The sequence below is a fragment of the Edwardsiella tarda ATCC 15947 = NBRC 105688 genome, assembly GCF_003113495.2.
Taxonomy (GTDB): domain Bacteria; phylum Pseudomonadota; class Gammaproteobacteria; order Enterobacterales; family Enterobacteriaceae; genus Edwardsiella; species Edwardsiella tarda.
Genome location: NZ_CP084506.1, coordinates 1,113,184 through 1,131,399 on the forward strand (window position 1 = coordinate 1,113,184; position 18,216 = coordinate 1,131,399).

Here is an 18,216-nt window from a genome sequence, read left to right on the forward strand (position 1 = left end):
GCCATGACAATAACTCCTCAAAATCTGATCGCATTGCTACCGCTGTTGATCGTCGGATTGACGGTGGTGGTTGTGATGCTGTGCATTGCGTGGCGACGCAACCACTTCGTCAACGCGACGGTGGCCGTGATTGGCCTCAACGCGGCGCTGCTCTCCCTGTTCCTGGTGGCCGCCGCGGTGCCCAGCGACATCACGCCGCTGATGCATGTCGATGGTTTCTCGATGTTCTATACCGCGCTGGTGCTGATGTCGGCACTGGCGACCTGCACCTTCGCCTATCCGTGGTTGCAGGGGTATCCGGATAACCGCGACGAGTTCTACCTGCTGGTGTTGATCGCCACCCTGGGTGGCATCCTGTTGGCCTGCGCCAACCACCTGGCGGCGCTGTTCCTGGGGATCGAGCTGATCTCCCTGCCGCTGTTCGGCCTGGTGGGCTACGCCTATCGCCAGAAGCGTTCGCTGGAGGCGGCGATCAAGTACGCCATCCTCTCCGCGGCCGCCTCGGCCTTCCTGCTGTTCGGTATGGCGCTGCTGTACGCGCAATCCGGCGATCTCTCCTTCGCCGGGCTGGGTTATACCCTGGGCGGGGATCGTTTGACACAGCCGTTGGTGTTGACCGGTCTGGGCATGATGCTGGTCGGTTTCGGCTTCAAGCTGTCGCTGGTGCCGTTCCAACTGTGGACGCCGGACGTCTATCAAGGGGCGCCGGCACCGGTCTCTACCTTCCTGGCGACCGCCAGCAAGATCGCCATCTTCGCGGTGTTGTTGCGTCTGTTCATCCTGTTGCCGGCGACCGACAGCGAGGCGATGCGCGTGGTGTTAGGGGTCATCGCCTTCTGCTCCATCCTGTTCGGTAACCTGATGGCGATCACCCAGAGCAACATCAAGCGTCTGCTCGGCTACTCCTCTATTGCTCATCTGGGCTACCTGCTGGTGGCGTTGATCGCAGTGCAGAGCGAGGGGATCGCCGTCGAGACCGTCGGGGTCTACCTGGCTGGCTATCTGTTCGCTAGCCTGGCGGCCTTCGGTATCGTCAGCTTGATGTCCAGCCCGTATAGCGGGCCGGACGCCGAGTCGCTCTACTCCTATCGCGGCCTGTTTTGGCATAAGCCGATCCTGTCGGCGGTGATGACGGTGGCGATGCTCTCCCTGGCCGGTATCCCGATGACCCTGGGCTTCATCGGTAAGTTGTTCGTGGTGATGGCCGGGGTTAGCGCCGGGCTGTGGTGGCTGGTCGGCGCGGTGGTGGTCGGTAGCGCCATCGGCCTGTACTACTACCTGCGCGTGGCGGTCAGCATGTACCTGCGCGCACCGCAGACCCTGATCCGGGATACGCCGAATAACTGGGCGTTGACGGCCGGTGGGGTGGTGGTGCTGCTCTCTGGGGTGCTGGTGGTGCTGACGGGTATCTTCCCGCAGACGCTGATCTCGCTGGTGCAGCTGGCGCAGCCGATGCCGTAAGGGTGAGGGCGCCAATGGGCGTCACGCCGTGATGAAAATGCCGGGCCATGGGCCCGGCATTTTTGTCTCTCTCCTTGCCGGATGCCTGGCTAGCGTAGGATGGAGAAGAGCAGATCGCAGGTGAAACAGCTGATGCTAAAGACGCACAGACGGATCCAGGGACTCTCTACGCCGATCATGATGGACAGTAGCGTCATGCCAAGGCTGAAGATTACGCTGATGAGTAGGCTAGGCCAGCTAGACATCGAATTTCCTCCCAGGAAGAGGCCAGCGCTGAGAAGTGCGAGACCAGGCCGCCGCGCCGACCATCGTCGACGCGGCGTTCGCCTTTTATTATGCGCTCGTACGCGCGTAATGCCAGCGGGCGCGGATCACAAGAGATCGAAGTGCGCGCGCTTCACGCGTTGCGAGTCGCTGCCGATGAACAGGTTGATGCGTCCCGGCTCAGTGACCTGGCGCATTTGGGCGTTCCAGAAGCGCAGCTGCTGTGGCGTCAGGGTGAAGGTGACGCGCCGCCGCTCGCCCGGTTGGAGCATCACCTTGCGGAAGTCCTGTAAGGATTTCAACGGGCGGCTGAGGCTGGCGACGGGATCCTGCAGGTAGAGCTGCAACACCGCCGCGCCAGCTCGCCGCCCGCTGTTAGTGACCTCGATGCTGGCCTCGATCTGCCCATCACGCGCCAACTGCGGGGCGGAGAGCGTGATTTCGGAGAGAGTGAAGGTGGTGTAGCTCAGGCCATAACCGAAGGGATAGAGCGGGCCGTTGGCCTCATCGAAGTAGTGCGAGGTGTACTTTTCTGGCTTCTGCGGATCGTAGGGGCGGCCCGTATTGAGTCGGCTGTAATAGGTCGGGATCTGGCCGACGGAGCGGGGGAAGGAGATCGGCAACTTAGCGGAGGGGTTGACGTCACCGAACAAGACATCGGCGACGGCGTTCCCCCCTTCGGTGCCGGGGAACCAACTCTCTAGGATGGCGTCGGCCTGTTGATCTTCGCGTACCAGGGTCAGCGGACGTCCATTCATCAGCACCAAGACCAGCGGCTTGCCGGTCTGCTTCAGGGCGGCGATCAGATCCTGCTGGCTCTGTGGCAGGCCGATGTGGGTACGGCTAGAGGCCTCATGGGCCATGCCTTGCGCCTCACCGACCACCGCCACCACCACATCGGCACGGCGAGCGATGGCGACCGCCTCGTCGATCATGGCCTGCGCGGGACGGGGATCGACACGGACCGAGGGGCCATATTGGTTGAGGAACTGGAGGATATCCGCGTCGCCGCTGACGTTGGCGCCGTGTGCATACAGTACCGTGCCGTGGCCAGCCATGGCGCGGCGAATGCCGCTGAGAATGGTCACCGCCTGGGCGGGATTACCGGCGGCAGACCAGCTGCCGATGACGTCACGTTGACTGTCCGCCAGAGGCCCCACCACGGCGAGCGTACCGCGACGGTTCAGCGGGAGCGTCTCCAGGCGGTTCTTCAACAACACCAGGCTCTGAGCGGCGACCGTGCGCGCCTCGGCGCGGTGTAGGCGGTCTTCGGCATCCCTATCCAGCGGATCGCTAGCGGCGGGGCCGAGGTGACGATAGGGATCGTGGAATAGCCCCATATCATACTTGACGTTGAGCACGTGGCGGCAGGCATTGTCGACATCGCTGAGGCTGACACGCCCGCTTTTCACCAGGCCAGGTAGATAGCGGCTGTAGTATTCGTCGCTCATGCTCATGTCGATGCCTGACTGGATGGCCAGGCGCACCGCATCCTGGGGATCGCTGGCGACGCCGTGATTAATCAGCTCCTTAATGGCACCGTGGTCGCTGATGGTGATGCCCTGGAATCCCCATTGCTCACGTAACAGCGTCTTTAGCAGCCAGGGATTGGCGCTGGCCGGGGTGCCGTTGATGGCGTTGAGGGAGACCATGACGCCGCCGCTGCCCGCATCCAGCGCCGCCTTATAGGGGGGAAGATAGTCTTGGAACATGCGCTGCGGGCTCATGTCCACGCTGTTGTAGTCGCGCCCGCCCTCGACCGCCCCATACAGGGCGAAGTGTTTGACGCTGGTCATCAAGGCATGGCGATCGCTGGCGCGCGGCCCCTGCATCGCCTCGACCATCAGGCGTCCCATCTCCGAGGTGAGGTACGTGTCCTCACCGAAGCCTTCGGAGGTCCGTCCCCAGCGGGGGTCGCGGGTGACGTCGACCATCGGTGCCCAAGTCATGTTTAGACCATCCTCGCTCGCCTCGTAGGCGGAGACGCGCCCGACGGTGCCGATCAGGGCGCGATCCCAACTGGCAGCGAGGCCGAGGCTAATCGGGAAGATGGTTCGCTGACCATGGATCACGTCATAGGCGAAGAATAACGGAATCGCCATCCGGCTGTGATTTACCGCCTGATCCTGCATACCGCGAATGCCGCGGCGGGTGACGGTATTGAAGATGGCGCCGACCTGGCCGTCGGCGATCATCGCGTAGACCTTCTCCTTGGGATTATCGGGGCCGACGCTGATCAGGCGTAATTGGCCGATCTTCTCTTCCAGGGTCATGCGTTGCAGCATCTGGTCGACGAAGGCGTCGCGCGGTAGGGCGGGGTCAGGCCAGGTATCAGGGTAGGGCGTGGTCGCGGCGAGGGCAGGTGCCGTGAGCAGGGCGCCGAGCAGGCCGAAGGGGCGAAGCCATTTCATGGTGTTCAGGTTCTCTTTGCCAGGGCTGCGTAACGCAGCGTAATCGGATAAATAAGTGGAGATATATCATACAGGTGAATGCTGATAGCGTAGCGGCGATTTATCGGTTATGTGGGGCGGATCGCCCGGCATAGCGGTGTGGTAAGGGGGAGTGAAAAAGAAACGGGGCGGCGCAGGCCACCCCGTAGCGAGACGCGCTTAGCGCGTCTTCTTATGCGGCATCATTAGCAGCAGGGCGTTGTCACGGATCACATAGTGATGGAACAGGGCGGCGGCGGTGTGCAACCCGATCAGCGCATAGCCGATGTTCGCTAACACCTCATGCCACTCTTTGAGCAGCGACTTCGTCGCCGGATCCGGGGTGACCCAGGGGGCGATGGTCATGCCGAGAAACGACCAGGTTTTCCCACCGTAAGCCATCATGGCGACGCCTAAGAGGGGAATCGCCAGGAACCACAGGTAGAGCGCCAGATACATCAGGCGCGCCATCAGATGCTGCCAGCGTGGCGGGGTAGGGACAATCGGCGGATCCGGCAGGATATGGCGTAGCCCTAAACGGACGAGCATGATGATCCAGACCAATACGCCGGCGTTATAGTGGGTCTCGCGCATCAGCAAATACGGTGCCGAGTTTTTCTCGAACAAGCCGCGAAACTCGATGCTGATATAGGCGATGATAATCAGTAATAGGGTTAACCAATGTAGGGATATCTGTATCTTACTAAAACGTTGCATGGTATCTCACTCTTATCAGGACGCTACATTGTAGACGAAATCGTTAATTCGAATAGTAGCCCCACGCCAGCAAATCGGCCACAAACGTGCTTTCAGAATATTTCCAAATGTTATTAATTATCATTTTCAAATATGAATACTCAGCGGAGGGTAGCGGAGAGTTAAGAACATGATAGGGGAAAGGGGATGGAAAGGCGGTGTATTTAATCCCCCTCCTCAATTATTTTCAGCCGGCGTAGCAGTATTAGCTGCATTAAGTCGATTAACCTCGCGTTGCTTTAAGTTTATTTATCTTTTTGGCGATAATTTATTCGGCGTGAGGGGCATAATAAAGGGGAGGAATACGCTTTTTTCTATTGCGACAGGGGGGATAGGACACGAATTAATCAGGTGGCGCCTGATCAGCTGCGCGGGGATAATATTTGCCAGAATGGGGGATAAATCGTGCCTAATTTGCGGGAAAATAGCGCAGCGTGTTGGTTTGTGAATAGCTAAGCCGGATCTGGCGGCACGTCATAATTAAATCTAAACAATGCCTAAAAGCAATAGATAGGCTGTTATGCATAAGAATATCCTTAGAATATTTAGGTGTAATTACGTGAATTATTTGCCTGGTTTTTGTACAGCTTGACCAGGCTGAATCGCTTTGTTTCACATAAATATCCCTATTGTGTAAAAAAAGCCAGTCAACTTGATGGAGATCAACCACAGCGGGGGGGGCAAATCCTTAGCATTGCGCCCCTGAAAGCATTCCACCAGACGAATGCGCACAAACAGGAAACTGCAGAATGGTTGAGGATTCTTTTTTATCCGCTCACGGCATCAATCGTCGTGACTTTATGAAACTGTGCGCGGGCATGGCCGCCACACTAGGGTTAAGCTCCAATGCGGCGGCGGAAATGGCGGCGGCGATCACCAGCCCGCAACGTCCCCCGGTGATTTGGATCGGCGCTCAGGAGTGTACGGGGTGTACCGAAGCCCTGCTGCGCTCGACTCACCCGACCTTGGAGACGTTACTGCTGAATACCATCTCGCTGGAATACCACGAGGTGTTGTCATCGGCGTTCGGTCACCAAGTGGAAGAAAACCTGCACAATGCCATGGAGCGTTATAAGGGCAAATATGTCCTGGTGGTCGATGGTTCTATTCCGCTGAAAGATGGCGGGGTTTACTGCATGGTGGCGGGCGAGCCGATCGTCGATCAGATCCGTAAGGCTGCCGCCGACGCGGCAGCGGTGATCGCTATCGGTTCCTGCTCGGCGTGGGGCGGCGTGCCAGCGACCGGGGGTAACCCGACTGGTGCGGTCAGCCTGGAAGAGGCGTTGGGTCATCCGGTGATTAACATCCCGGGTTGCCCGCCGAACCCGCATAACTTCCTGACGACCGTGGTCTACTACATCACCTACGGTAAGTTGCCCGAGCTGGACAGCAAGCATCGCCCGCTGTTCGCCTATGAGCGTCTGATCCACGAAAACTGCGAGCGTCGTCCGCACTTCGATGCTGGTCGTTTCGCCAAAGAGTTCGGCGACTACGGTCACCGTCAGGGATGGTGCTTGTATCACCTGGGTTGTAAGGGGCCGGAGACTTACGGCAACTGCTCGACCCTGGAGTTCTGCGACATCGGCGGCGGTATCTGGCCGGTCGGTATCGGTCACCCGTGCTATGGCTGTAACGAGCAGGGTATCGGTTTCACCAAGGGGATCTTCCAGCTCTCCAGCGTAGAAAACCCGACCCCACGCGCGGAAAAACCGCTGGTGGACAATAAAGAGGGCGGCCACATTTCGCCGACGGCAACCGGTCTGATCGGGGGTGCGCTGGGTATTCTGGCCGGGGTCAGCCTGATGGCGGTGCGTGAACTGGGTCGCCAGCAGAAGCGTAATCAGGCGGATCAACACGATTCACGGGAGGAGTAAACCGTGAACAGACGAAACTTCCTTAAATTCGCTTCCGTTGGTGCGCTCGCGGCCGGCACTGCCGCGTCCGGCAGCGCCCAGGCGGCGGCCGAGAACAAGCCGCCGATTCCAACGGCGGTCGGGATGCTGTATGACTCCACCCTGTGTGTGGGTTGCCAGGCTTGCGTCGCCGAGTGTCAGCGCCTGAACAAGAATGCGTTGAACCCGAAAGGCGATCCGATCTGGTCGAACAACGACAAGTTGACGCCTTATACCAATAACATCATCCAAGTATGGCGTGATGGCACCGGGGTCAACAAGGATCAGCTGGAGAACGGCTACGCCTATATCAAGAAGCAGTGCATGCACTGCGTCGATCCTAACTGTGTCTCGGTCTGTCCGGTATCGGCGCTGAAGAAGCACCCTGTCACCGGGATCGTCATGTACGATCCTGACGTCTGCACCGGTTGCCGTTACTGCATGGTAGCCTGCCCGTTCGACGTACCGAAGTATGATTACGATAACCCGTTCGGGGCGATTCACAAGTGTGAACTGTGTAACCAGAAAGGGTTGGAGCGTATCGATCAGGGTAAACTGCCGGGCTGTGTCGAGGTGTGTCCTGCCGGGGCGGTGATCTATGGTACCCGTGACGAGCTGCTGGCCGAGGCGAAGAAGCGTCTCGCCGCGCGTCCGGGCTCCGAGTATGCCTATCCGCGTCAGACGTTGCACAGTAACGACAGCTACCTGCACCCGGTCGCGCGCTATCAGCCGTGTGTCTACGGTGAGAAAGAGGGCGGGGGGACTCAGGTCCTGGTGCTGGCGGGCGTACCCTACGAGAAGTTGGGGATGCCGCAGTTGGATGAGCTGTCGACGGGCGCCCGTTCTGAGCATATTCAGCATACGCTGTATAAAGGCATGATCCTGCCGTTGGTGGTCTTGGCCGGTCTTTCGGTAATGACCTATCGAAACACCAAGAATCACCATGACGGAGACGATGATAATGAGTGAGCATAAAGCCAGTCCGCTCGGCGGGCGTCTGGTCAGCTGGCCCGTCGTGTTGCTGGCCCCATTCATCCTGCTGTGTGGGATGTTTATCCTGAAGCGTTTGATCTTCGGTATCGGTTCAGTCGCCGATCTGAACGGGGGCTATCCCTGGGGGATCTGGATCGCCTTCGACCTGTTGATCGGTACCGGTTTTGCCTGTGGCGGCTGGGCGTTGGCCTGGGCGGTGTATGTCTTTAACCGCGGCGAGTATCATCCGTTGGTGCGTCCGGCGCTGCTGGCCAGCCTGTTCGGTTACTCCCTTGGCGGTCTGTCCATCACCATCGACGTCGGTCGTTACTGGAACCTGCCGTACTTCTACATTCCGGGGCACTTCAACACCTCCTCGGTACTGTTCGAGACGGCGGTCTGTATGACGGTGTACATCGGTGTCATGGCGCTGGAGTTCGCGCCGGTGATCATGGAGCGCTTCGGCTGGAAGGTGTCGCTGAAACGACTGAATAAAGTGATGTTCTTTATTCTGGCGTTGGGGGCGTTGCTGCCGACCATGCACCAGTCTTCCATGGGGTCGCTGATGATCTCTGCCGGGAAGAAGGTGCATCCGTTGTGGCAAAGCTATGAGCTGCTGCCGTTACTGTCGGTGCTGACCGCCTTCATCATGGGCTTCGCCATCGTGGTCTTTGAAGGCTCGCTGGTGCAGGCGGGGTTGCGGGGTCGCGGCCCGAACGAGAAGACGCTGTTTGCCAAATTAGTGCGCGTAATCCAGGTATTCCTGCTGGTCTTCCTGGCGCTGCGCTTCGGTGAACTGGCGATGCATGATAAACTGCACTATCTGTTCCAGTTTAATCGCTACGCCATCAGCTTCTGGTGTGAAGCCATGCTGATGCTGTTCCCGCTGCTGGCATTCTGCTCTGCACGCTGCCGTGAAGACTCGCGTATCCTGTTTGTCGGCGCCCTGAGCATGCTGCTCGGCTCGGCGCTATGGCGTTTGAACTATTCGTTGCTGGCTTACTCGCCGGGCAACGGCTACGGCTATTTTCCAACCTCCGAAGAGGTGCTGATTTCGATGGGCTTCGTCGCCATCGAGGTTGTTGCTTATTTGCTGCTGATCCGGTTGTTGCCGGTATTGCCAGCGCTTGACCATTTAAAACACCAAGGTTATCAGGCCCAAGGGAAAGCTAAAGTATGAGCCAACGTATTACTATCGACCCGATTACCCGCATCGAGGGCCACCTGCGCATTGATTGCGAAATCGAAAACGGCAAGGTGACCAAAGCCTGGTCATCCGGCACCATGTGGCGCGGGATGGAAGACATCGTGAAGGGTAACGATCCGCGCGATGCCTGGATGATCGTGCAGCGTATCTGCGGCGTATGTACCACCATTCACGCCATCGCCTCTGTTCGTGCGGTGGAGAGTGCCGTCGGCGCCAAGGTGCCGGTCAATGCACAGTACATCCGTAACCTGATCCTGGCGGCGCACAGCATCCACGACCACATCGTCCACTTCTATCAGCTGTCTGCGATGGACTGGGTGGATATCACCTCCGCGCTGCAGGCCGATCCGAACAAGTGTGAGGCGATGCTGCAGGGCGTCTCCGCCTGGAAGCTGAACAGCGCCGGTGAGTTCGCGAAGGTACAGCAGAAGATCCGTAACCTGGTTGATAGCGGCCAGTTGGGTATCTTTGCTAACGGCTACTGGGGCCACAAGGAGATGAAACTCTCTCCGGAAGTGAACCTGATCGCCGTCGCTCACTACCTGCAAGCGCTGGAGTGCCAGCGCGACGCCAACCGCGTGGTCGCCATCCTGGGCGGTAAGTCTCCGCACATCCAGAACCTGGCGGTCGGCGGTGTTGCTAACCCGATCAACCTCAACGCGCCGAGCGTGCTCAACCTGGAGCGCCTGATGTACGTCAAGATGTTCATCGAGCGTCTGGGCGACTTCATCGAGCAGGTGTACAAGGTGGATGCGGCGATCATCGCGGCCAACTATCCGGAGTGGATGACGTTGGGTCGTGGCGCCAAGCATTACCTGAGCGTGCCGGAGTTGCCGACCGACGGCGACGGCGGTAGCTTCCTGCTGCCGGGTGGCTATATCGAAAACGGCGACATGGCTAACTACCGTCCGATCACCAGCCAGCAGGATCCGTGGCTGATCGCCGGTATTGCCGAATCCAGTAAGCACTCCTGGTATCAGGACGACGCGAATCTGAAACCGTGGGAAGGTAAGACCGAGCCGAATTACACCGGCTGGCAGGAAGACGGCAAGTATTCCTGGGTGAAATCGCCGACCCTGTATGATCAGGTGGTCGAAGTCGGTCCGTTGGCCGATCTGCTGGTTAAACTGGCCGCCAAGCATGAAGACACCGTTAAGCATTACAACGAGGTCAATGGCCTGTATCACACCCTGACCGGCCAGAAGCTGCAGGTCGAACAGCTGCACTCCACCATGGGCCGTATCATCGGTCGTGCGGTGCGTTGCTGCGTGCTGAAGGATACCTTGATGCAGCAGTGGCAGGCGCTGATCGACAACATCGGCAAGGGCGACCATGTGGCCTATATCCCGGCCGAAATCGATCCGAACAAAGAGTATCGTGGCGTCGGCTTCGAAGAGGCTCCGCGTGGTGCGCTTTCTCACTGGATCGTCATCAAGGGTGGCAAGATCGCCAACTACCAGGCCGTGGTACCGTCAACCTGGAACTCCGGCCCGCGTAACGGCCAGGATGAGCCGGGTCCGTACGAACAGGCGCTGGTGGGGACGCCGGTCGCCGACATTAACAAGCCGCTGGAAGTGGTGCGTACCGTGCACTCCTTCGACCCGTGCATGTCTTGTGCGGTACACGTGGTGAATACCCTGGATGGCGAAACGACCAAGGTAAAAATCCTGTAATGAATACGCTGATTCTCGGGATTGGAAACCTGTTGCTCAGCGATGAGGCGGTCGGCGTGCGTATCGTCGAGCGCCTGCAGCGCGACTATCATTTCCCGGACAACATCGAGCTGATGGATGGCGGGACGGCGGGCATGGAGCTGTTGGAGTACCTGGCCTGCCGCGATCACCTGATCGTGGTGGATGCGGTACTCAGCGGCAACGAGCCGGGTACGGTGATCACCCTGCGTGACGATGAGGTGCCGGCGATGTTTAGCCGCAAGATCTCGCCACATCAGTTGGGGTTGGCCGATGTGCTGTCGGCGTTGCGTCTGACGGACGAGTTCCCGAAACAGCTGACGCTGGTGGGGATTGAGCCGCAGTCGCTGGAGCCCAACATCGGTCTGACGCCGGCGATCGCTAGCGCCGTACCGGTCGCGATGGATCGGGTATTGGCCATCCTGCGAGAGCAGGGGGTACAGGCTACGCATCAGGGAGATGTTCATGCACAGTGAAGAGAATGCCATGCACAGTGACGAGAATGCGCTGGGTATGGCGGCCGCATGCGTCGGGTTCGACAACGATCCCGCCGCGTTGCTGGTGGAGCAGTATCAGCAGATCGCCAGTGGCGAGATGCATGATCTGCCGTTCTTCCGCGCCGGGATCCCGGTCAGTGCCGTGATGCGCCCGTTCGACGGTCAGTGGGTCGGTTGTGTGCTGACACCCTGGATGTTGAGCGTGGTGATCCTGCCGGGGCCGGATCAGGCCTGGCCGGAGCGTAAGATCGGCGACCGTCTGGCGTTGCAACTGCCGCGCGGCAACATGACCTTCATGGTCGGTGAGCTGCCGCAGAGTGGGCAACTGCTCTCCTGTTCGCTGATGTCGCCTCTCGATCCTCATCTGCAGGCGGATCAGGCCGAGCAATTGATGCGCGACACCTTGACCATGCTGCTCTCGTTGCCGGTGGCGGAGGCGCATGACGTCGACCTGTCGCGACGCGCGCTGTTCAGTCGTCGCGGTTAATCTTTTCTGCCGTGTCATGTAAACACCCCGCTTTGCGGGGTGTTTTTTTATCTCCCGCCTCCCCCGCTCGTGAGGGAGGCGGTTATCGAGCGCACTGCGGAGGCGATTATGCCCCTTCGAAGTGATACTTCATGTCGGTGGCATGGGTCATTTTGCTCACGACCTGACTGGTCAGCTGATCGGTCAGCTTCAGCGCGCCCTGCATGGTCTGATCCTCAAACTGTTGCAGCAGCTGCTGGGCCTTCTTCGGCTGAGACTTGTAGAGCGTCAGGTATGCTTGCTCCATGCTCTGCTGACGTTGGGCCGTCTGCTGCTCGAACTGATGGTAGGCGCGCTGTACGTCAGGCGCATAGGCGTTGTAATCCTGCATGACCAGGGTTTGCAGCGTACGGAACTTCCAGTTGACGGAGTCATCGCTGGCCTGATCGCTCCCCTTGTCATAACCCGGCAAGTAGTGCTCGATGCCCTGATAATAGGGCACATAGACACTCAGCGCGGACATGCCGAAGGCGACGTACTCCACTTCGCCGATCGCTTTGGGTAGGTTCGGACGCACCTGCAGGATGTGCGACTCCTGGGTGCGGAATACGGAGATCGGGCGGTAAGGCTCTTTCGGGTTGTTGTTGGCATAGGGGTCGTGCGCGGTCCCCTGATAATGATTACGCAGCGCCTGCTCTACGTCGGCAATACTGATTTTCTTCGCCGGGGTGAGGAAGACCGGGAAGTTTTTACCGTCGGTGATGGTGGTCTTCAGCTGCGGGTTGAACATGTGTTGCAGCGTCCAGACGCGCGGATAGTTATAGGTCACATCGTTGTCGACGTCCTGAGAATAGGCCTTGTGGAAGTCGAAGGCGCCGTCTTTCGGGCTGTACAGGCCATGCTGTTCGGCAAAGCTGATCAGGGTCGGGGAGCCAAGATAGTTTGCGGTGTCTTTCGGATCATACTGACGCAGACGCCCCTGGTTGGCCGAGACGAAATACTTGTCCGCCGGCAGGCGGGTCGCCATCCACTGGTGGCCGCTGCCGGTCTCCAGATACCACAGATCGTGCTGGTCGACGAAGGCGACGCCAAAGCCTTCACCGGCGCCCTGCTGTTCGATGATCTTACCCAGCAGTTCGACGCCCTCACGCGCGCTGTGAATACGCGGCAGCACCACGGTCTGGATAGCGTCTTCCGTGATCCCGGTTTTCTCTACATAGGGATCGGCTTTCAGCGCCGGTTGGCCGTTGTAGATGGTTTCGGTCGCCGTCATTCCGACGCCGGCCGAGTTGAAGCCAGCTTCCCCCATCGACTTGTCCTGGGTGTCGAAGTCGTGGATAGCGGTGTAACTCATGGCCTCTTTGGGCAGCGGATAGGTAAAGTCATTGCCGTGAGATTTAAACACCCCGTGCTGATTATGGGCGGCCGGATGGATGACCATATGTTTAGCATTATTAGCTGAGTAGTCTTCATTACGTGCAGCGATAAAAGAACCATCGGTCGTGGCCTGATTGCCCACCAGTATCGTGGTGCAAGCCATCGCTTGGCCCATACATAGGGTCGCAATTGTGGCTGCCAGCAGAGTGGTTTTCATAAGTAACTCCAATAGTTATAAGTATTGTAAAGCCTCTTCACCTTAGATCGTGGCTCTGTCAGTTACAAACCCTGCTAATAAAAACGGCGTTACCTTTTGTAAGCGGAAATGACCATAAGAGGCGTGTGGAATAGACGTATCCGCGCCTGGCATAAAAGCGGCAATAAATGTGATTTATCTCACTTTATGATGTAATAATCACAACTCGACTAATTGTCGATGTGATGATGGTCAATGAATATGGCGTATTCGCCGCTACACTACGCTTTTTGTATCAGGAGAGTCTGTGATGTCCGTTCTACTTGCCATTGCCTTAACTACCGGCATCCTGTCTGCCGTCTGGGGCTGGCTCGCCATCAGTCTAGGGTTATCGGCCTGGGCCGGCTTCTTGGGCTGTACCGCCTACTTCGCCTGTCCGCAAGGGGGCGTGAAAGGGCTAGGCATCTCGCTATGTACGCTCTGTAGCGGAGTCTTCTGGGCGGAGATCATCATTAATGGCAGCGCATTACAGCCACATCTGGAGCTGCTGGGTTATGGCCTGACCGGGGTGGTGGCGTTCCTGATGTGCGTCCAGGCGCGTCAACGCTGGCTCTCTTTTGTCCCGGGGACCTTTATTGGCTGTTGCGCGACGTTCGCCGCCGGGGGAGATTGGCGCCTGGTGTTGCCGTCGCTATTACTCGGTTTGCTGTTTGGCTACGGCATGAAGAACAGCGGACTGTGGTTGGCGGCGCGTGGTCGCCGTGCCGCTGACGCCACCACTAACACGGATGAGGTACGCATCCGTTAACCCGCTGTTGGCCCTCACTGGCGGCTTTTTCGACGATTGTCCGCCAGTGCGAGCGATATCACCTTCATGCGCTGTTTTTCTGCCTAATCCCCCGTATAATTCATGGCTTAACGCTCTTATCTCCGACCGAGGTTGTCGTGCATCAATTTACCACTCTGATCGAACGCATCGTCCCCTTGTTAGACGCAGTGGCCCACGAGGGGCCGGGACTGGTCAGAGTGGCGCTCCCTTTCCGTGCGCAAGCGGGGGAGGGAATGCTGGAGTGGCTTGCCGCGCAGCCGCTCTATCCCCAGTTTTATTGGCGCCATCGCAGCGACGAAGAAGAGGCGGCGGTGTGTGGTGCCCTGCAGATCTTTCGTGATGCCGAGCAGGCCCAGGCCTTTATTCGTCAGCAGAATAATCCGGCGTTACGCATCTGGGGGCTGAATGCCTTCGATCGCGTGGCGTTGGAGGGGATCGGCGAGGTCGAGAGCCTACTCTTCTTACCGCGTCTAGCGCTGTTGCGCCGTGGCGATGAGGCGGAGCTGGTGGTCTATCTGTACAGCGACCATTCGCTGCGTGACGATTTGGCTCGCGCCTTGCGCGATCTGGCCGCGCTGTTACCGCCTCAGCCACTGGGAAGCTTGCAGGCGGCGGTGTTGCACGCGGCGCATCAACCGGATCGCGATGCCTGGTGTGCCCTGTTGCAAAGCGCATTAGCGGCTATCGCGCGTAATGATTTCGCCAAGGTGGTGATGGCGCGCCGCACCACGCTGACGCTGCGTGAGCCATTGCGTGCGGCGCAGTTCCTCGCCGCCAGTCGAGCCGTCAACCACCGTTGCTATCACTTTATGTTGGCGTTGGCGCCGCATCATGCCTTTCTCGGCTCTTCGCCGGAGCGCTTGTATCGCCGCATAGGGCGTAAGCTAGAGACCGAGGCGTTGGCGGGCACGGTGGCGCGTGGCGAGGACGATGAGCAGTGTCGCGCCAATGCGATCTGGCTGATGCAGGATGGTAAGAATCAACATGAAAATCTGCTGGTGGTGGATGATATCTGCCAACGTCTGCGTGGGAGCGCCGGAGCGCCGACCCTAGAGGTGATGGCGGCGGAGATCGTGGCGTTGCGTAAGGTTCAGCATCTGCGGCGCACCATTCATGTCACGTTGAATCAGCAGGATGATGCCGACTGCCTGCGCCGGTTGCAGCCGACCGCGGCGGTGGCGGGGTTACCGCGCGAGCCGGCCCGGCGTTTCATCATGCAGGATGAGCCGTTCGATCGCGGTTGGTATGCCGGATCGGCCGGTTACCTCTCGCTCGCCCGGGCAGAGTTCGCGGTGGCCCTGCGCTCGGCGTTGATCGTCGAGCGACAGATCCACCTGTATGCCGGTGCAGGCATCGTCGCCGGCTCCGATCCGCAGCAGGAGTGGCAGGAGATCGAGAATAAGGCGGCGGGGCTGCGCACCCTGTTGGAGGGAGAGACGGCGTGATCCTGGCGTGTGGTTAGCGCTCGACGGCACCATTTTGCCTAGCGCACATCGATTGAGGTCTGGGGACGCCTGGTGTACCATATTGGTCATACTTTAGATTTGATTTTCTTTTAAATCATGGTGTTATGCCTCGCTTGCTGGGGCGCGACGCCAACGCGCGCGTTAGTGGCTGGTGCCGCCAGTCTGCTCGCCTCAGCGCAGGACGCGCAATCCGCTAAGTAACTATTGAGTCGCCATGTCATCTATTCTGTTTAACCGTCGCTGGGCTACGGTGCTGCTTGAGGCGTTGACCCGTCACGGCGTATATCATGTCTGTATTGCTCCCGGTTCCCGTTCCACGCCGCTGACCATGGCGGCGGCGGCCAACACCCGTCTCCATTGCCACACCCACTTCGATGAGCGCGGACTGGGCCATTTGGCGTTAGGACTGGCGAAGGTCAGTGGCCAGCCGGTGGCGGTGATCGTCACCTCGGGAACCGCCGTCGCGAACCTCTATCCGGCGTTGATCGAGGCCGGGTTGACGGGGGAGCGTTTGGTCTTATTGACCGCCGATCGTCCGCCGGAGCTGATCGACTGCGGCGCCAATCAGGCGATCCGCCAGCAGAACATGTTTGCCTCTCATCCCACCGAAACCCTCAATCTCCCGCGACCGACCCCGGATATCTCCGCCGCCTGGCTGGCCTCTAGCATCGACAGCGCCATGGCCCGTCTCGATCATGGCGCGCTACATATCAACTGCCCCTTCGCCGAGCCGCTGTATGGTGAGGACGACGACGGCCAGCAGGCCTGGTCGGCGGCCTTGGGCGACTGGTGGCGGGGGCAGACGCCCTGGCTGCAGGAGAGCGCACCCTATGCGGGCGTGCAGCCCCTCGATGAGGCCGCCTGGCCGCAGTGGCGTAACCGGCGTGGAGTGGTGCTTATCGGGCGCGTGAATGCGCGTGCCGGGCGCCAGGTGGCCGAGTGGGCCGCGACGCTGGGATGGCCGGTGATCGGCGATGTCTTGTCGCAAAGCGGCCAGCCGCTGCCCTGCGCCGATCTGTGGCTGAATCACCCCCGCGCGCGTGATGTGTTGGCGCGCGCCGAGCTGGTGGTACAGTTTGGCGCCAGCCTGACGGGGAAGCGGGCGCTACAGTGGCAGGCGGCCTGTCAGCCACAATGCTACTGGCTGATCGATCCTTTACCGGGGCGGCTCGATCCGGCCTGTCATCGCGGCCATCGCTATGTGGCTGCGGTAGAGACATGGCTGGCGGCGCATCCGGCGCTGCCGAGCCAACCCTGGGCACCCGAGTTGGCCGTGTTGGCCGAGCGTGCCGCGCAGTGTGTGGCGGAGGCGGTGCGGGACCATTTCGGCGAGGCACAGGTTGCCCATCGCCTGGCGCAATTGTTACCGGCGCAGGGGCAGCTGTTTGTCGGCAATAGTCTGATTGTGCGGCTGATCGATGCGTTGGGGCAGTTGCCAGCGGGCTATCCGGTGTACAGTAACCGCGGTGCCAGCGGCATCGACGGATTGATTTCCACCATCGCGGGGGTGCAGCGCGCGGCGGGGCGGCCGACGTTGGCCATCCTCGGGGATCTGTCGGCGCTCTATGATATTAACGGCTTGGCGTTGTTGCGTCAGGTCAGTGCCCCGACGGTGGTGATCGTGGTGAACAATAATGGCGGGCAGATCTTCTCCATGTTGCCGACGCCGCCGGCGGAGCGGGAGCGCTTCTATCTGATGCCGCAGAACGTGGATTTTCGCCACGCGGCCGCCTTATTTTCCTTACGCTATGCCTGCCCGGCGGACTGGGAGTCCCTGTGTGACGCGGTCAGCCAGGGCTGGGAGCAGGATGGGTGTACGTTGATCGAGTTGCGCGTCCCCAGCACCGAGGGGGCCGAGACACTCCAGCGTCTGCTGGCCAAGGTGGCGGCGCTGTGATCTTAGCCAGCCACCGTCTGGCCGGGCGGCATCCCGCGGCGCCGACCCTGGTGTGGCTGCACGGCTTTCTCGGTAGTCATCATGAATGGCTACCCTTGGCGCAGCAGTTGCCCGAGTTCGCCCATCTGTTGATCGATCTGCCGGGACACGGCGCCTCGGCGGCGTCGGCGGTGGACGATTTCGCGCAATGCGATACGGCGCTACGCGCTACCCTGGCCGCCGCCGGCGTGACCAGCTATGGACTGGTCGGCTACTCCTTGGGGGGGCGACTGGCGATGTACCATGCCTGTCGTGGCGCCGAGGGACTCTGGGCGCTGGCGGTTGAGGGCGGGAATCCCGGTCTGGAGGCACCCGCGGCCCGTCAGGCTCGACGTGAGCATGACGCTCGCTGGGCCGAGCGCTTGCGCCGTGAACCGATGGCGCAGGTATTGGCGGACTGGTATCGTCAAGCAGTCTTCGCCGATCTGGACACGGCGCAGCGCCAGGCGCTGGTCGCGTTGCGCGCCGCGCAATCCGGTGAGGCCTTGGCGCAGATGCTACAGGCCACCTCGTTGGGTAATCAGCCGCCATTGGGGGAGGCCTTGGCCACGCTACGCTGCCCGCTATGCTATCTGTGCGGTGCGCAGGACGCCAAGTTCCGCGCGCTAGCCGAGCAGTGGCGACTGGCGCCGCGTCTGATCGCCGGTGCCGGGCATAACGCCCACCGCGCCAATCCGCAGGCGTTTCTCTGCGCGCTGCGTGACTTTTTAACCACATGTCGTCCCGGCTGACGCGCCAGGCGCGCTGAACCAGGACGAAATCATCATTAACAGGAAG

15 protein-coding genes are annotated in these 18,216 nt (G+C 60.0%); 11 read left to right on the top strand and 4 right to left on the bottom strand.

All coding sequences use genetic code 11. The features are described from left to right. The first annotated feature begins 3 nt into the window (after positions 1 to 3). The gene (gene nuoN / locus DCL27_RS05190; RefSeq protein ID WP_005288199.1) at positions 4 to 1,461 is read left to right on the top strand and encodes an NADH-quinone oxidoreductase subunit NuoN; all 1,458 of its coding nucleotides are present in this window, start codon (positions 4 to 6) and stop codon (positions 1,459 to 1,461) included. An 89-nt stretch (positions 1,462 to 1,550) separates the two neighbouring features. Here the strand turns inward: nuoN and DCL27_RS05195 are convergent, their stop codons facing one another. The 3 genes from DCL27_RS05195 to DCL27_RS05205 form a co-directional block, all read right to left on the bottom strand. Next, positions 1,551 to 1,706 (bottom strand): hypothetical protein, encoded by a 156-nt coding sequence (locus tag DCL27_RS05195; protein WP_005288196.1) that lies wholly within the window; start codon positions 1,704 to 1,706, stop codon positions 1,551 to 1,553. A 126-nt stretch (positions 1,707 to 1,832) separates the two neighbouring features. After that, entirely contained in the window at positions 1,833 to 4,136 is a 2,304-nt protein-coding gene (gene bglX, locus DCL27_RS05200) for a beta-glucosidase BglX (protein WP_005288193.1), read from the bottom strand. A 198-nt stretch (positions 4,137 to 4,334) separates the two neighbouring features. Beyond that, on the bottom strand, positions 4,335 to 4,871 hold the full coding sequence (locus DCL27_RS05205) for a cytochrome b (RefSeq protein WP_005288191.1): 537 nt from the start codon (positions 4,869 to 4,871) through the stop codon (positions 4,335 to 4,337). A 788-nt stretch (positions 4,872 to 5,659) separates the two neighbouring features. Between DCL27_RS05205 and hybO the strand changes: the two genes are divergently transcribed. The 6 genes from hybO to hybE are packed head-to-tail and all read left to right on the top strand — an operon-like array spanning position 5,660 to position 11,656. Then, positions 5,660 to 6,784, top strand: coding sequence for a hydrogenase 2 small subunit (gene hybO, locus DCL27_RS05210; protein ID WP_005288186.1), 1,125 nt, complete (start codon positions 5,660 to 5,662; stop codon positions 6,782 to 6,784). 3 nt (positions 6,785 to 6,787) lie between these two features. Then, complete coding sequence (hybA, locus tag DCL27_RS05215) at positions 6,788 to 7,771, top strand: hydrogenase 2 operon protein HybA (RefSeq protein WP_005288183.1); 984 nt, start codon at positions 6,788 to 6,790, stop codon at positions 7,769 to 7,771. Then, positions 7,764 to 8,954 carry a Ni/Fe-hydrogenase cytochrome b subunit gene (gene hybB / locus DCL27_RS05220; RefSeq protein ID WP_005294592.1) on the top strand — a complete coding sequence of 397 codons (1,191 nt, stop codon included), beginning with the start codon at positions 7,764 to 7,766 and terminating at the stop codon, positions 8,952 to 8,954. The genes hybA and hybB overlap by 8 nt, the downstream gene beginning before the upstream one ends. Continuing rightward, on the top strand, positions 8,951 to 10,654 hold the full coding sequence (hybC, locus tag DCL27_RS05225; RefSeq protein WP_005288177.1) for a hydrogenase 2 large subunit: 1,704 nt from the start codon (positions 8,951 to 8,953) through the stop codon (positions 10,652 to 10,654). The genes hybB and hybC overlap by 4 nt, the downstream gene beginning before the upstream one ends. Then, the gene (locus tag DCL27_RS05230; protein WP_005288174.1) at positions 10,654 to 11,148 is read left to right on the top strand and encodes a HyaD/HybD family hydrogenase maturation endopeptidase; all 495 of its coding nucleotides are present in this window, start codon (positions 10,654 to 10,656) and stop codon (positions 11,146 to 11,148) included. The genes hybC and DCL27_RS05230 overlap by 1 nt, the downstream gene beginning before the upstream one ends. Further along, on the top strand, positions 11,138 to 11,656 hold the full coding sequence (gene hybE, locus DCL27_RS05235) for a hydrogenase-2 assembly chaperone (protein WP_005294597.1): 519 nt from the start codon (positions 11,138 to 11,140) through the stop codon (positions 11,654 to 11,656). Before DCL27_RS05230 ends, hybE begins: the two co-directional genes overlap by 11 nt. Positions 11,657 to 11,762: 106 nt before the next feature. On the opposite strand, the gene DCL27_RS05240 is transcribed toward hybE, so the two are convergent. Beyond that, positions 11,763 to 13,229, bottom strand: coding sequence for a C69 family dipeptidase (locus tag DCL27_RS05240; protein ID WP_035597211.1), 1,467 nt, complete (start codon positions 13,227 to 13,229; stop codon positions 11,763 to 11,765). A gap of 289 nt (positions 13,230 to 13,518) precedes the next feature. Here DCL27_RS05240 and DCL27_RS05245 point away from each other — a divergent pair, with 289 nt between their 5' ends. The 4 genes from DCL27_RS05245 (at position 13,519) to menH (ending at position 18,170) form a co-directional block, all read left to right on the top strand. Beyond that, the gene (locus DCL27_RS05245; RefSeq protein WP_005288167.1) at positions 13,519 to 14,016 is read left to right on the top strand and encodes a DUF1097 domain-containing protein; all 498 of its coding nucleotides are present in this window, start codon (positions 13,519 to 13,521) and stop codon (positions 14,014 to 14,016) included. A 137-nt stretch (positions 14,017 to 14,153) separates the two neighbouring features. Next, positions 14,154 to 15,482, top strand: a complete 1,329-nt coding sequence (gene menF, locus DCL27_RS05250; protein ID WP_005288166.1) for an isochorismate synthase MenF — start codon at positions 14,154 to 14,156, stop codon at positions 15,480 to 15,482. A gap of 235 nt (positions 15,483 to 15,717) precedes the next feature. Continuing rightward, positions 15,718 to 17,400, top strand: coding sequence for a 2-succinyl-5-enolpyruvyl-6-hydroxy-3-cyclohexene-1-carboxylic-acid synthase (menD, locus tag DCL27_RS05255; RefSeq protein ID WP_035597208.1), 1,683 nt, complete (start codon positions 15,718 to 15,720; stop codon positions 17,398 to 17,400). Further along, positions 17,397 to 18,170: a 2-succinyl-6-hydroxy-2,4-cyclohexadiene-1-carboxylate synthase gene (menH, locus tag DCL27_RS05260; RefSeq protein WP_035597205.1), complete on the top strand. Its 774-nt coding sequence runs from the start codon at positions 17,397 to 17,399 to the stop codon at positions 18,168 to 18,170. The genes menD and menH overlap by 4 nt, the downstream gene beginning before the upstream one ends. Positions 18,171 to 18,216: the final 46 nt, after the last annotated feature.